At 66.0% G+C, this 14,086-nt stretch carries 13 protein-coding genes; 8 read left to right on the forward strand and 5 right to left on the reverse strand.

Annotation, left to right across the window (positions count from 1 at the left end):
* Position 1: 1 nt before the first annotated feature.
* Together ACG2LG_RS18065 and ACG2LG_RS18070 are read right to left on the reverse strand one after the other, a co-directional pair.
* A complete protein-coding gene (locus ACG2LG_RS18065; RefSeq protein ID WP_396261355.1) occupies positions 2-1,720 on the reverse strand; it encodes an NADPH-dependent assimilatory sulfite reductase hemoprotein subunit in 1,719 nt (572 codons plus the stop codon).
* A gap of 32 nt (positions 1,721-1,752) precedes the next feature.
* The gene (locus ACG2LG_RS18070) at positions 1,753-3,516 is read right to left on the reverse strand and encodes a sulfite reductase flavoprotein subunit alpha (protein ID WP_396261357.1); all 1,764 of its coding nucleotides are present in this window, start codon (positions 3,514-3,516) and stop codon (positions 1,753-1,755) included.
* A gap of 318 nt (positions 3,517-3,834) precedes the next feature.
* Here ACG2LG_RS18070 and ACG2LG_RS18075 point away from each other — a divergent pair, with 318 nt between their 5' ends.
* Positions 3,835-4,782 (forward strand): hypothetical protein, encoded by a 948-nt coding sequence (locus tag ACG2LG_RS18075; RefSeq protein ID WP_396261359.1) that lies wholly within the window; start codon positions 3,835-3,837, stop codon positions 4,780-4,782.
* Positions 4,783-4,881: 99 nt separating this feature from the next.
* On the opposite strand, the gene ACG2LG_RS18080 is transcribed toward ACG2LG_RS18075, so the two are convergent.
* Genes ACG2LG_RS18080 through ACG2LG_RS18090 form a run of 3 tightly spaced genes read right to left on the reverse strand, consistent with a single transcriptional unit; the run spans position 4,882 to position 8,558 of the window.
* On the reverse strand, positions 4,882-5,292 hold the full coding sequence (locus ACG2LG_RS18080; protein WP_396261361.1) for an OsmC family protein: 411 nt from the start codon (positions 5,290-5,292) through the stop codon (positions 4,882-4,884).
* Positions 5,273-7,885, reverse strand: a complete 2,613-nt coding sequence (locus tag ACG2LG_RS18085) for an SUMF1/EgtB/PvdO family nonheme iron enzyme (protein WP_396261363.1) — start codon at positions 7,883-7,885, stop codon at positions 5,273-5,275. Before ACG2LG_RS18085 ends, ACG2LG_RS18080 begins: the two co-directional genes overlap by 20 nt.
* Positions 7,872-8,558 (reverse strand): RNA polymerase sigma factor, encoded by a 687-nt coding sequence (locus ACG2LG_RS18090; RefSeq protein ID WP_396261364.1) that lies wholly within the window; start codon positions 8,556-8,558, stop codon positions 7,872-7,874. Before ACG2LG_RS18090 ends, ACG2LG_RS18085 begins: the two co-directional genes overlap by 14 nt.
* Positions 8,559-8,730: 172 nt before the next feature.
* Between ACG2LG_RS18090 and ACG2LG_RS18095 the strand changes: the two genes are divergently transcribed.
* The 7 genes from ACG2LG_RS18095 to ACG2LG_RS18125 all read left to right on the forward strand — a co-directional run bounded on the left by ACG2LG_RS18095 (position 8,731) and on the right by ACG2LG_RS18125 (position 13,983).
* Positions 8,731-9,294 carry a hypothetical protein gene (locus ACG2LG_RS18095; RefSeq protein ID WP_396261366.1) on the forward strand — a complete coding sequence of 188 codons (564 nt, stop codon included), beginning with the start codon at positions 8,731-8,733 and terminating at the stop codon, positions 9,292-9,294.
* 17 nt (positions 9,295-9,311) lie between these two features.
* Positions 9,312-10,178: a hypothetical protein gene (locus ACG2LG_RS18100; protein WP_396261368.1), complete on the forward strand. Its 867-nt coding sequence runs from the start codon at positions 9,312-9,314 to the stop codon at positions 10,176-10,178.
* A gap of 64 nt (positions 10,179-10,242) precedes the next feature.
* Positions 10,243-11,436: a DEAD/DEAH box helicase gene (locus ACG2LG_RS18105; RefSeq protein ID WP_396261370.1), complete on the forward strand. Its 1,194-nt coding sequence runs from the start codon at positions 10,243-10,245 to the stop codon at positions 11,434-11,436.
* An 84-nt stretch (positions 11,437-11,520) separates the two neighbouring features.
* Positions 11,521-12,024, forward strand: a complete 504-nt coding sequence (gene ruvC, locus ACG2LG_RS18110; RefSeq protein WP_396261372.1) for a crossover junction endodeoxyribonuclease RuvC — start codon at positions 11,521-11,523, stop codon at positions 12,022-12,024.
* A 72-nt stretch (positions 12,025-12,096) separates the two neighbouring features.
* The gene (gene lipB / locus ACG2LG_RS18115; protein WP_396261374.1) at positions 12,097-12,720 is read left to right on the forward strand and encodes a lipoyl(octanoyl) transferase LipB; all 624 of its coding nucleotides are present in this window, start codon (positions 12,097-12,099) and stop codon (positions 12,718-12,720) included.
* Complete coding sequence (locus ACG2LG_RS18120) at positions 12,717-13,565, forward strand: phosphodiester glycosidase family protein (protein ID WP_396261376.1); 849 nt, start codon at positions 12,717-12,719, stop codon at positions 13,563-13,565. Before lipB ends, ACG2LG_RS18120 begins: the two co-directional genes overlap by 4 nt.
* A gap of 85 nt (positions 13,566-13,650) precedes the next feature.
* Entirely contained in the window at positions 13,651-13,983 is a 333-nt protein-coding gene (locus ACG2LG_RS18125; RefSeq protein WP_396261377.1) for a hypothetical protein, read from the forward strand.
* Positions 13,984-14,086: the final 103 nt, after the last annotated feature.

Consider the following 14,086-nt stretch of genomic DNA (forward strand, 5'->3'; position numbering starts at 1 on the left):
GTCAGTTCTTCAATGCCTCTTCCTTGATGTTCTGATGGAAGTCCGGCCCCTGGATGGTTTCGTTCACGATGCCCGCCCGGATCACGAAGTCACCGAAGTGCTCGCCCTCGTTCCGCTCCTTGGCGTATCGCTCCAGAATCGGATCGAGCGTGGCGCGGATGTCGGTCGCATCCAGGTCCTGGCGATAGAGTTTGCTCAGCCGCTGTCCGGCATGCCCCCCGCCGAGGTAGAGGTTGTAGCGGTTCGGCCCGCGGCCGACGAAGCCGATCTCGGCGATGAAGGGGCGGCCGCAGCCGTTGGGGCAGCCGGTCATGCGGATCGTGATCGCATCGTGGCGCAGACCCAGCTCCTCCAGCTTCTCCTCGATGTCGGTGACCACGTCCGGCAGGTAGCGCTCGGCCTCGGCCAGGGCCAGCCCGCACGTGGGCAGGGCGACGCAGGCGATGGAGGAAAGCCGCAGCGAGCTGCGCTGGTGGGCCTGGTGCATGCCGTACTTCTCGAGCAGGGCTTCGATCTCCGAGCGCTTCTCGGCCGCGACGTTGGCGATGATCACGTTCTGGTTGGCGGTCAGGCGGAAGTCGCCCTCATGGACCCTGGCAATCTCACGAAGACCTTCCCGCATCGGATAGCCGGGCGTGTCGACCACGCGTCCGCCCTCGACGAAGAGCGTGAAGTGGAAGTTGCCGAGTTCGTCCTCGACCCAGCCGTAGCGGTCGCCGTTGTTCTCGAACTTGAAGTCGCGCACCGGCTCCAGGTCGTAGCCGAGATACTTGTTCAGCTCCGCCTTGAACCAATCCACGCCCCGATCCTCGATCGTGTACTTGAGGCGGGCATGCTTGCGGTCGGTCCGGTCGCCGTGGTCGCGCTGGACCATCACCACCTTCTCCGAAACATCGACGACCTGGTCCGGGGTGCAGAAGCCGATCACGTCGGCAATCCGCGGAAAGGTCGCCTCGTTGCCGTGGGTCATGCCCAGGCCGCCACCGACGGCGACGTTGTAGCCGACAAGCTTGCGATCCTCGACGATGGCGATGAAGGACAGGTCGTTGGCATAGATGTCGACGTCGTTGCTCGGCGGCACCGCGATGGTGATCTTGAACTTCCGCGGCAGGTAGGTCTTGCCGTAGATCGGTTCAACCTCCTCCTTCGAGCTCTCGACCTTCTCGCCATCGAGCCAGATCTCGTGATAAGCCCTGGTCTGCGGGGTGAGGTGATCGGAGATGTCCTGGGCCGCCCGCAGCACCTCGTCGTGGACCGACGAGAGGTAGGGGTTCGGGTTGCACATCACGTTGCGGTTCACGTCGCCGCAGGCGGCGATCGTGTCCATCGCGGTGTCGTTGATCTCCTTGATGGTCCGCTTCAGGTTCGACTTGATGATGCCGTGGAGCTGGAAGGCCTGGCGGGTGGTCAGCTTGATCGTGCCGTTGGCGAATTCATCCGCCATGCGGTCGGTCTCGAGCCACTGGCCCGGCGTGGCCACGCCGCCCGGAACCCGGATCCGGATCATGAAGGAATAGGCCTTCTCCAGCTTGTGCTTGCGGCGGTTGGCGCGCAGGTCGCGGTCGTCCTGCTGGTAGGTGCCGTGGAACTTGAGCAACTGCTGGTCGTCCTCGCTCAGCGAGCCGGTCGACAGGTCGCGCAGACCCTCCGCGATCGTCCCGCGCAGGTAGTTCGAACGGGTCTTGATCCCCTCGTTCGCGGATAGTTTCTCGTCAGACATGTTGTTGGAACTTGGAACTTCTTACTTGGAACTTAGTAGACGTCGCGCTGGTAGCGCTTGTCCTTCCTGAGCGCATCGACGTACGCCTCGGCCTCCTGGCGGCTCTTGCCGCCGGCGGTTTCGACCGCCTCGATGAGGGCTTCGTGAACGTCGTGGGCCATGCGCGAGGCATCGCCGCAGACATAGAAGTGAGCACCGCGCTCGAGCCAGGTGTAGAGCTCCGCGGCGTTCTCGCGGATCCGGTCCTGCACGTAGACCTTCTCCGGCTGGTCGCGGGAAAAGGCGACATCGAGCCGGCCCAGCGCGCCGCTCTTGAGGTGGCCCTGCCACTCGAGCTGGTAGAGGAAGTCGTAGGTGAACCGCTGGTCGCCGAAGATCAGCCACGAGTCGCCCCTGGCACCGGTCTCGGCCCGATGCTCGATGAAGGCCCGGAAGGGGGCGATCCCGGTCCCGGGGCCGACCATGATGATCGGGGTGTCGTCCGAATGCGGCAGGCGGAAGTTCTTGTTGACGTGGGTGTAGACCTTCACCGGCTGACCGGTCTCGACCAGGTCGGAGAGAAAGGTCGAAGCGACGCCCTTGCGGGTCCGGCCGTGGGCCTCGTAGCGGACCGACGCCACCGTGAGGTGAACCTCGTCCGGATGGGCGAGCGGGCTGGAGGCGATCGAGTAGAGCCGCGGCGGCAGCTTGCGCAGGATTTCCACCAGCGCCTGTGCCGAGAGCCCCTTGGGGGCGAAATCCGTCAGGGCATCCTCCACCCAGCGGCCCCAGAGGTAATCCTTCAGCGCGTCCTTGGCATCCTCGGCGAGCAGCTTGCCGAGCTTTTGCGAACCCGCTTCGGCCTGGAGTTTCTTGAGGATCGCCTTGGAAAGCGTGGTGATCTCGAGGTCTTCGCGAAGCGCATCGGCCAGCAGCTTGGTCCCTGCTCCCTTGATCTCGACCTCCTCGGTCCCCTTGAGCCGCGCCGCCTTGAGCACGCCCTCGACCATGTCCGGCGCGTTGACCGGCACGATGGCAAGGCAGTCCCCCGGAAGATAGGTCAGACCCGAGCCCTCCAGGGAAAGCTCGTAGTGCCAGGTCTCCTTCTGCGAACCCTCACCGTTGAGCAGCACCCTCTCCAGCAGCTCGGAGTCGAAGGGATTCTTCTTGCCGAAAGCCGAGGCCGTCGGAAGCGCCACCGCCGGGGCGGCATCCGGAGCCGCCGCCCCCTTCGGTGCGAGCGCCTTGAGCACGGTGTCGAGCCAGGCTGCGTGGTCCTCCTCGAAGTCGACGTCGCAGTCCTGACGGTTCGCCACTCGTCTCGCTCCCAGCTTCTCCAGGCGCTCGTCGATGTCCTTGCCGGTCTTGCAGAACTGCTCGTAGGAGGTGTCGCCCAACGCGCACACCGAGAATTCGACGCCACCGAGATCGACCGTGTCGTTCATCAGGCCGTTGTAGAAATCGGTGGCCGTCTCCGGCGGGTCGCCATCGCCCCAGGTGCTGACGATCACCAGCAGCTTGCCGGCCTTCGCCAGGTCCTTGGGCGAAAGGTCGGCCATGTTCCTGACCGATGGCTTGAAACCACGCCGCTTGGCCTGCTTCGCGGTGAGGTCGGCGAGGCTCTCGGCATTCCCCGACTCCGTGCCGTAGAGCACCGTCAGTGGCTCCGGCTTGCCCGCGGCCGGGGCGGCGGGCGCTGGGGCCTGGGCCGACAAGTAACCGCCCAGCCACAAGCGCTGGCCCGGTGTCAGTCCGGCCAACAGCGCCTCCAGCGCGGATCGCTCTTGGGGGGAAAAGGGAGCTTGCTCGGGAATCATTTAATTAGTGAGTTACCTAACTTTGTAACGTTTCGCAAAAGAGACTCCATCACCGGAGCCCGGCCTGCAAGTGGATTTTGAAGCAACGAAGGCGGTTTGTCGCCCCCAGCGTGCCAAAATCCGGCCGTCCGCCTGCCCCTTGACGACCCGGAAGGCCTACGTCTGGCGGACTTCACATCGACGAACTACGACTTTTCTTTCATGCATTGCAAATCGCCTAATTGGAAAAATCCGCTGGAATTCCAATTGGGGGTCGGTGGTTCTTGGACTTTCTTCGCGGCGGCCCGAAAGCCGTTCCAATCCAATCCACCAAACACCATGAAACGCACCCTGCTTCCCCTTGTCGCCCTCGCCATCGGAACCCCGGCCCTGGCCGGCGTGTCGCCCGTCATCAACGACGATCCCGCGCCCTCGAACGGCGACTGGATCTACGACCTGCGGCGGCCGATCACCAACCCCACCTTGTTCGATCTGGCGGTTCCGTCGACCAACATCCGCCCGATCTTCGCCTACCACGCGCTGCCCGACTTCGTGAACACCACGGCCGGCAACCTGCCGGTCGGGGGCGACGTCCAGGTTTACGCCCTGCAGTTCGAGTATGCCCTGTCCGAGCGACTCTCGATCGTCGCGACCAAGGATGGCTACATCGATTTCAATCCGGACGCGACCCTGGCCGACACCTCGGGCTTCGCCAACCTGGGTGGCGGACTCAAGTATGCGTTCATCCTCGACCCCGACGCCGGCCGGGCCCTCAGCGGCTCGCTGACCTTCGAGTTTCCCACCGGGAACTCGGATGTGTTCCAGGGAGCCGGCGACGGATCGGTGAACCTGATCCTGTCCGGCGTCCAGACCATCGATGACTGGCAGTTCGCGGGCGGTGCCGGGGTGTCCATCCCCTTCTCGGGTCAACAGGCCACCACCGGCTTCCTCAGCGCCCACGCCAGCTACGAGGTGACGCCGTGGTTCATTCCGCTGATCGAATTGAACTGGTTCTCGGTGATCGACGCGGGCGACGGCCGTCGCGCCTTCAACGCCCAGGCCGGCGGGGCCGTCCCGGTGATTGCGGAATTCGAAGGCAGCGACTTCTTCAACATCGGTGCCGGAAACGCCGACCGGAACCGCCACCTGGTGACCGCCGCGGTCGGCTTCCGCTCGAAGATCACCGACCGGATCCAGACCGGGGTCGCCTACGAGATCCCGCTCACCGATGAGGAGAACAGCGTGATCGAGAGCCGCTTGACCCTCGACCTCGTCTGGCGCTTCTGATATCTACGACCCGACCGTTTTCATCGTCAGGTTGCTGCACGAACCCGTCTCCGGCACGATGCCGGGGGCGGGTTCAATCTTTTCCCGGGAAGGCCCGGCTCAACCGGTCCACTCCCAATTCATCTCGACCTCGATGTCGGGATGAATGCTGTGGTGAACCGGGCAACCGCGGCCCGTCGCCTCGAGGAAGGCCCGCTCCGGATGATCGGCGGGCAGCGGCACGCTGAGATCCAACTCCAACCGGGCGATGCGCCGGGGCGTCTCGGCCGACATGTGCTTGCGGACGGTGACCTTCATCCCCTCCACGGGGATCTCCTTGCGCTGCGCGGCAATGCCCATCACGGTCGCCATGCAGGACCCGAGCGCCGTCGCCACCAGGTCGGTGGGCGAAAAGGCCTCGCCGCGCCCGTTGTTGTCGACCGGGGCATCCGTCGAAATCACGGACCCCGAGGGGCCATGGGTGGCGGTGCAGTGGAGTTCGCCTTCGTAATCAATCTGGATCTGGACCATCTTCTTGTTCTTCGGGGGTGTTTTCTTCTTCGGGATCCTCTTCCTCCACCTCGGCCGGCTTCTTGGCAAGCACGACGCGGAAGCCGTAGGTCGGATCCGTCGCATCCGGCGGCTGGGGGTTGCGGGATCCGATGTACAAGTTCTCGTCGCGGGAGCTGCGCCAGCCGCCGCCCCGCAGCACGCCGTTGTCCGGGTTCAGCCTGCTGTAGGGATCCGAGACCCACTCCTGGGCATTGCCGCAGATGTCGTAGAGCCCCGCCTGATTGGCCGCAAAGCTCCCGACCGGCGCCGTCGCCGCGAAGCCGTCGGCAAAGCCCGGCACCTCGCCGAGGTTCCCGGCACCCGCGGGCGGCGGCCATCCCCGGCCCCAGAAGAACACCTTGGGCTTCAGCCGGTCGCGCTTCGCCGGAGAGAAATCCGGAAGCTCGTCGGAACCCGCAAGCTGCGTCCACTCGGCATCGGTCGGCAGGCGGTATTCCAACGAGCGGGTCAGCCGGTCCTCGTCCTGTTCCTTGTCGGTCAGCCACCGGCAGAAGGCCTCCGCCTCATCCCGGGACACGGAAACCACCGGATGCAGTTCATCGCCGTTCGCATCCGCCTCGAATGGCCAGTCCGCCGGGGACGGCATGCGCTCGCCCATCGCTTCGGCATACTCGCGGAAATCCGCCCGGCGGGTCTCCCAGATCGAGGCCATCCAGCCGTCGCCCACCGGAACCATCTGCATGCCGAGCGAGTTCTCCCACGGCTCGGTGATGACGACGCTCATGTTCGGCTCGAGGTCGAAGGTCAGGTCCAGCGTCTCGCTGGGCTTCAGGTCGATGCGCCGCGTCTCGGACTTGTAGCCTTCGAGGGAAGCCATCAGCTCGATTTTCCCGGGCTGGACCTGCTCGATGAGCAACGGACCCGAACCCGATCCCTGGCTGACACCGTCGAGGTAGAATTCCGCACCCGGCGGATGGCTTTCGACCATGATCCGGCCGTACGGAATCCGCCGTACCAGCACCCGGAACGGCTTCCAGCCATCCTTCTTCGCGGCACCATTGAGCTTGTTCTTCGGGAAGTCATCGACGAAGCGGGGAAGCGCCTCGTGGTCGCCGGTGAGATACCCCTGCTCCACCCCCGTCTCCACCAACCATTCGCAGTAGGCCGCCGCCTCGGCCTTGCTGGTCGCCACCACCTTGTCCTTCCGGCCCCCATCCTCGATCTCGATGATCTGCCCGACCTTCGCCGGCCGTTCGGTGGCCGCCAGATAGGTCAGCCAGGCCGCCTCGCCGACCGGCCGCACACTCTCGTGCGCCCCGTCGAGCGGACGGTAATCCTCTCCGAGTTGGTCGTTCCAGGGTTCGTCCGCGGCCGGCGGCGAATAAACCTTGAGCGGGGCCGAAACCACGAGCGGCTCCTCGGCCGCCGAAGCGGGCACCTTCACCGTGACTTCGTAGGGCTGATACCCGTCCCGCAGGATCCGCAGCGAGATTTCCTCCCCGACATACGAGTCGAGCACCTCGGTGGGCGTGCGTCCGATCAACTCGCCGGCACCCGAAATCTCGTCCACGATCTCGATCACGTCGGCGCCGTCGGGATTGCTGGTCACCTTGATGAAGGCCTTCAGCGGCGCCGCCGCGGGGGGCGCCGGAGGAACCAGCCCGAGGGTTTCCGCCCAAGGTCCCTGATGCGCCGCCTGCCACCCGCCCCATGCCAGCCCTCCCCCGAGGATCAAGGCGGTGAGCATTCCCGCGACCGGTCTGCGGCGCCGGCGGCGCTTGCCCTGGCGTAGCAGTTCGAGCGCCTTGGCGAGTTCGCCCGCGCTGCTGATCGAGCGCCGCGACACATGCGGCTCACAGACTTCGCAGATGATCTGGTTGAGCGCCAGCCACTGCTTGCGGTCGGTGCCGGACGGAATCGAATCCGGAAGCTCGGGGAAATCCAGCCGGTCCTTCCCCGTGGCCACCTCGTAGAGCACCTTGCCCAGCGAATACACATCGGCACGCGCCGAGCCGGGTCCCTCCGGCGGCACGAAGCCCTCGGTCCCGACGAACGTGCGCTGGCCGCGCGCCGCGACCAGCCCGATGTCGGCCAGCTTCGCCTTGCCATTGACGAAGATCACGTTGGAAGGCTTCACGTCCCGGTGGGCGAGGCCGTGCTCGTGCAGGTGGTGCAGGCCCTCGGCGAGCAGCTGGCCGACCTCGATGCAGAAGCCCGTGTCGAGCGGCTTGCCTCCGGCACGCTGGACATCCGTCCGCAGCGTCCGCGCTTCATACTCGATCGGGTTGATGTCGCCGCCGGTGGTGACGTCATCCCCCAGCTCCATCACGTAGTAGTAAAACGACTTCGGTTCCTCACATCGCCCGACGTGGAGCACGTTGACCAGCCCCGGGTGATCGCGCGAGAGCGGCTCGTATTTCAAGATGCCCTCGAACTCCCGCTCGAAGGTCCGTTCATCGTCGAAATCCTCGCGCCACAGGATTTTCACCGCCCGCAGCGCACCGGTCACCCCCCGCGCCAACCATACCTCGCCGTAGGCACCGCCCCCGATCCTGCGGAGCACCTCATGATCCGGAATGGTCGGATCCGGGCGGATTCTAGTCGTCGGCATTCTCTTCGAGGCGGGCGAGCTCCTTCTTCAACACAGCCCCGACCCGGTGCTTGGCCAGATAGACCTGAGCCATGCTCACGCCGAGGTGCTCCTGCACTTTCTTCGCGTCCCACTGTTTGACCACATAATAGTCAAAGATCTGGTACTGTTTCGGCGAAACCTGCGCCTTGACCCGTGCCAGCGCGGCATCGGCCAGGTTCTTCTTCCACTCCACGTCCCACAGGCGGTCGAGCAGGTCGCCCTTGGGATCCTCGAAACGGTCGATCACCGCGGTCTTGCGGTCGTCCATCCAGTCGCCACCGGCCATCGCCGTGTCCTTCTTGCGCTTGCGGAACTGGTCGTTGATCCGCCACCGCGTCATGTTCATCAGCCAGGTCTTGAAGGAACCCTGGTTGGGGTCGTAGAGCTTCTTCTTCGACTGCTTGGCGATCGAGAGGATCGTTTCCTGCACGCAGTCGTGGGCCTCCTCGGGCCGCAGTCCGGCCTTGATCGCCACCGCGTAGATCAACCGCCAGTAGGTCTGGTAGAATTCCTCCCAGGTCCGCTGGTCCTCCCAGTTGTCGAGACGGGCGATCAGGCTCTTGCGGGTCTTCTCGTAGGCGTCCCGGAGCACCTTGTTGCGCTCCAGATCGACCGCATTGTCGTCCTTCTCTTTGTCCTCCTTCTTGGCCATCCCGGAAGGCTCTTACCACGGAACCACCCGCTTGTCTCCCGTCGACTCACCCGTTCGTCGAATTTGTCAATCCATCCTGATCATCCGAACAAGCGAAGCACTCATCTTCGGCTTTTCCGGAACTCTCCGGGTCCTTATGAAAAGAGGGTTCACCCCCCGTGTGCATTCACCCATGCCACCGACATCCCCCACCCCCCAGCCCGCCCAACAGGTCGAGAGGATCCGCGAGATCCTCGTCGGTCGCCAGATGCAGTCCGTCGAGCGGCGTCTCGACCGCCTCGAATCCCAGCTCCAACCGATGCCGGTCGAATCGGCTGCCGCTGCCTGGTCGCGGGATCTGGAATCGCTGCGCCAGGAATGCCGCGACGCGAGCGTGACCTTGCGTGATGCCTTCGATGCCGACCGGCTCCGCCAGCAGGAAGAAACCCAGAAGCTCGCACGGCGGATCGAAAGCGTCGCCCGCAGCCGCCAGGACCTCGCCGAGGAGGCACGGCAGGCGGTCGACGCCCAGCTCAGACCCGGCTTCGACCGCTGGCAGCGGCAGCTCTTCGAGCAGCTCCAGGAACGCGAGACCCGCCTCGTCGGACAACTGCGCGAGGAACTCGAGCGCATGCGCGTCTGGGTCCGCGAGGAGATGTCGGCCCCGGCCGAGGCCGAGCGCATCCACCTCGCCTTCGAACAACTCGCGGCCTCGGCCCGCGAGATCGCCGACCGCTTTCCCTCCCGGTCATCCTGATTCCCGGCCCTCCCCCCATGAGTTCCCTGGCCCTCCCCCCCCTGCCCCTCGGTGTTCCCGTCGGCGGCCCGGCCCGCGCCCGCCCGCTGCCCGACATGCCCCCGGTGACCGCCGCGACGACCCCGCGACCCCGCCCCCGGCCGGAGGTCAGCGCCCCGCTGGCCACCGAGACCGCCACCCGGTCCGCGCCGCCCGACCGCGCGCCGGACGTCGCCCCGCTGCCACAACGATCACCGGCACCCCCGCGTGACTACACCGACCGCGAACTGGCCGAGGCGCTGCGGCCCGTCATCGGTGCCACCGCTCTGCCGAACCCTGACGATTTCGAAACGCTCATCCGCGCCGCCTTCCGCCGGACGCTCGCCGAACACACCGGGGGTCCCTTCGACCCGCCCGATCTCTGGCACCGGGCGATGTGGCGGCTCGACGCGCTTTTCAGCAGCCGCAGCTTCGAGGAAACCGTCGACGAAAAGATGCGGCGCTTCCGCATCGAGGAGATCCACCTGCTCGACCGTCGCGATCTGGCCCTCGTTTCCTTCGCCAGCGTCAACCCGGCCCGCCATGCCGATGCCCGCAAAGTGCAGACCACCAGCGGCCGGCTGGCCACGATGCTCGCCGGGCGCGACCACGGCGAACCGGGCGAACTTCCCTTCTCCAAGAAGATCCGCGCCCTCGTCCGGCCCGGTGAACACACCCTGCTGGTGGCGCTCGTCCGCGGACGACCGGACTCGCTGGCCGGGGTCGATCTCGACTACGCCCTGCAGCGCATCGAGTCCCGCTACCTGACTCCCCTCGCCGAGGGCGAACCGCTGCTCCAGGAGATCCAGCCGATGCTGGAAGAGTGCCTGCTCATCCACTCACCCCCGGCACCCATCCCCAACTGATCGTCTTTTCGCAGGCAAGACCACCCTTGACCGGGTCGACGGCTGCGACTACGCCTCACGGCGCATGGGATTTGATTCACTCGGTCTATCGGAGACCGTCCTCCAAGCGGTCCGCGAGTCGGGCTACGAAAACCCGACCCCGATTCAGGCTCAGGCCATCCCCCTCATTTTCGAGGGCAGGGATGTCATTGGAGCCTCGCAGACCGGAACCGGCAAGACCGCCGCCTTCGCGCTGCCGACGCTGTCGAAGATCAAGCCCCTCGGCAAACCACAGATCCTCGTTCTGGAGCCGACCCGCGAACTCGCCCACCAGGTCGCCGAGCAGTTCGAGAAATACGGAAAAGGCAGCGGCACCCACGTCGCGCTCCTCTACGGCGGCGTCGGCTACGGCACCCAGACCGAACAGCTCGAGAAGGCCGACATCGTCGTCGCCACCCCCGGCCGCCTCGTCGACCACTTCTTCCGCGGCACGATGCGCTTCGGCGAGATCCAGACGCTCATCCTCGACGAGGTCGACCGCATGCTCGACATGGGCTTCCTCCCGCAGGTGCGCAAGATCGTGAACCTCTGCCCCTGGGACGGACGCCAGACCCTGTTCTTCTCGGCCACCATGCCGCCGGCCATCCAGACCTTCGCCCAGTGGTGCCTCACCGACCCGATCGAGGTCGAAATCGCCCGCCGCTCGGTGCCCGACAGCGTCAACCACGCCTTCTACCCGGTCTCCATGGACCAGCGCGACGAGCTGCTCATCGCCCTGCTCGACCAGACCGACTACCACTCGGTGATGATCTTCACCCGCACCCGCAAGGAGGCCGACCAGGTCTGCCGGATGCTCGCCGAAAAGGGCCACCCGAAGGTCATCGCCATGCACTCGGACATCGCGCAGGCCGACCGCATGAAGGCGCTCGCCGGCTTCAAGGAAGGCAAGTACGAGGTTCTCGTCGCGACCGACGTCGCCGCCCGCGGCATCGACATCTCGGACGTCTCCCACGTCATCAACTACCGGGTGCCGGAGAATGCCGAGGACTACGTCCACCGCATCGGGCGCACCGGCCGCGCGGAAGCCTCCGGCGACGCCTTCACCCTGCTCACCGCCGACGAACTCGACTTCGCCAAGTCCGTCGAGGTCTTCGTCGACAAGACCATCCCGCGCCGCAAGCTCGAGAACTTCGACTACCTCTACACCGCGCTGCTCGACGACGACCCGCGTCCCGTCCGCAAGAAGCGCAAGGGTGGCGGCAAGAAGCGTCGCCGCTGAACGGCCGGAGCGCGGACTCCAGGCCGTCCGGAGCCGCAGGCCCGACGGCTTGGCACTTGGAACTTCTCACTTGGAACTTCGCCCGTGCGCGTCCTCTCCATCGACCCGGCCATCCGCAACACCGGCTACGCGGTGGTCGAAGGCGATTTCCGCGAGGCCAGGGTCATCGCCTACGAGGTCATCCAAATTCCCCAGCGACTTCCGCAGTCCGCCGCCTTGGCCGCGGTGCGCGCCCACCTCGCCAACGTCATCAAGACGCATGAACCCGATGAGGTCGCCGTGGAGGGCATCATCTACGTCCAGTCGCACCGGACGGCGATCAGCATGGGTGCCGCCCGCGCCGCCGCGCTCATCGCCGCCGCCGATGCCGGACTTCCCATCTACGAATATGCGCCCAAGAAGGTGAAGCAGGCCGTCGTCGGCCGCGGGAACGCCGACAAGGCCCAGGTCGCCTTCATGATCCGCGCCCTGCTCGGCCTTGCCGAAACTCCGCCGCACGACGCCGCCGACGCGCTCGCCATCGGCCTCGCCCACCTCCAGGCCTCCGACCCCCTCAAAGCCAAAGCCCTCGGCCGCACCCCGATCTAACCCGCCCGCCACGGATGTTCGTAGTTCCCCCTTCAGGGGGCCGCGGAGCCCGAGTCCATCGCCCGGCAAACCATGCAAATCCGCCGCTTCCAGAACCCCCTCCCCTACCAGCAAGGCCTCGACCTCCAGGAGCGCGCCGCCGCCGAAATCCTCGATGCCCACGGCCCGGAAACCCTGTTCCTTCTCGAGCACGAACCCGTGTACACCATCGGTCGGCGCCGCGACCAAAGCTCGCTGCGCGACCCGGAAAAGCTCCCCGCCCCCGTGTTTGAGATCAACCGCGGCGGCCAGGCCACCTACCACGGTCCCGGCCAACTCGTCGGCTATCCCATCCTCGACCTCCGCCAGCGCGGCAAGGATCTCCACGAACACCTGCGCAAGCTCGAGGAGTCCCTCATCCTCACCTGCCACGACTTCGGCATCGCGGCCGGCCGTCGCGAGGGCCTCACCGGCGTGTGGATCGAAAACCGCAAGCTCGCCTCGATCGGCGTCGGCGTCTCGAAATGGATCAGCCGCCACGGCTTCGCCATGAACGTCACGCGCGAATGCCTGCTGCCGTTTTTCGCCATCACGCCCTGCGGCATCGACGGCGTCACGATGAGCTGCGTCGAACAGGAGGCGGATCGCCCCGTCAGTGTCGCTGACTTCGCAAACGCCTACCTTCCGCACTTCCACGCCCATTTCGACCTCGAATGATCCGCCTCGCGCTGTTCCTTGCCTTCTGCCTGAGCGCCTGCGCCCCCCGGCAAGGGACCGCCGATCTCCGAATCGGCACCACCGGGGAAAGGGACCGTCCGGTTCCCGCTGCTCCTTCCGGCCCCACCGAACCCGCCGTCCTCCGGGCTTCCACGGACGCCCCCTCCGAAACACCCCTCCGCACCCCCCGCCACCTCAAGACCTCCCTCGCCGGCATCTCGATCCAGGCGATCACCTTCGACGCCCGCAGTCACCGCCTTGTCGTCGCCGATCAGCCCTCCGGCCCCGCCTCGCTCTGGCCCGACGCCCGCGCCGCGGGTCGTGCCCTGAACGGTCTCGCCGCCGTCAACGGCGGCTTCTTCACCCCCGAGGGCCAGCCACTCGGACGGGTCGTCGCCTCCGGCAAATCCACCGGCTCGATCAACCGCGCCTCGTCCCTCGGCTCCGGATTTTACGTTGAGAAAAACGATCGCCCCGCCCTCGTCCGTCGCCAGGGCTTCTCCGGCGGCAGCCAGGCCCTGCAGGCCGGGCCCTTCCTCGTCGAAAACGACCGCACCGTTCCCGGGCTGGGCACCAAGGTCTCCTCCGCCCGCACCTTCATCGCCACCGACGGCCGCCACGGCTGGATTCTCGCCCGCACCGGCGCCTGCTCGCTGGCCGACCTCGCCACGGCGCTCACCGGAGCCACGATCGGCGGAATCCGGCTCCGATCCGCCCTCAACCTCGACGGCGGCCGCTCGTCGGAAATCTGGGCTTCCGGAGCCTTGCCGGGCGGCCCGGCCTTCACCCGCCCCTTGTGGAACAAGCCCGTGAGGAACTTCCTGGTCCTCAAATCCCGGCACTGACCATTTGACTTTACGCCCGCCAGGGAGTTACGATCCCAAGTCCGAGGGGAGAGTTCCTCCTTCCCTCATCTCGCTGAACCTCCCCATGTCCCTCCGTATTTTCAGCTGGGTTCCCTTGGTTCTCGCCCTGAGTTCCTGCGGCACCATGACCGCCATCAAGGAAGGCACCGTCGCCGGTGTCGACAAGGTGACGGACCTCGCCACCGCCCCGTTCAAGCCCGGCGTGCCGGTCGTCGAGGCCCGTCCGGACGACTGGAAGGAGCTGAAAAGCGGCCAGGAAATGGCCCTGGCCTACCAGGAAAAGCAGCGCCAGCGCCGCTTCTGGCTGTTCGGTCCGCCGGTGGACTTCGAGGAACCCGAACTGCCCGATGATGCGGGCTCGACCGAAATCAGTTTGCTGCCGGAAAAGGTTGAGTAGGCCGAAGTTAGGGCGTTTGCTTGGCAGGCTATGATTGGATGGGTTGTGCCATATTGATGGTGTTCACTGATTTTTGGCGGTGGTCGCGGTAGTGGTCGAAGGC

The sequence above is a fragment of the Haloferula sp. A504 genome, from assembly GCF_044385805.1.
Classification (GTDB): domain Bacteria; phylum Verrucomicrobiota; class Verrucomicrobiia; order Verrucomicrobiales; family Akkermansiaceae; genus Haloferula.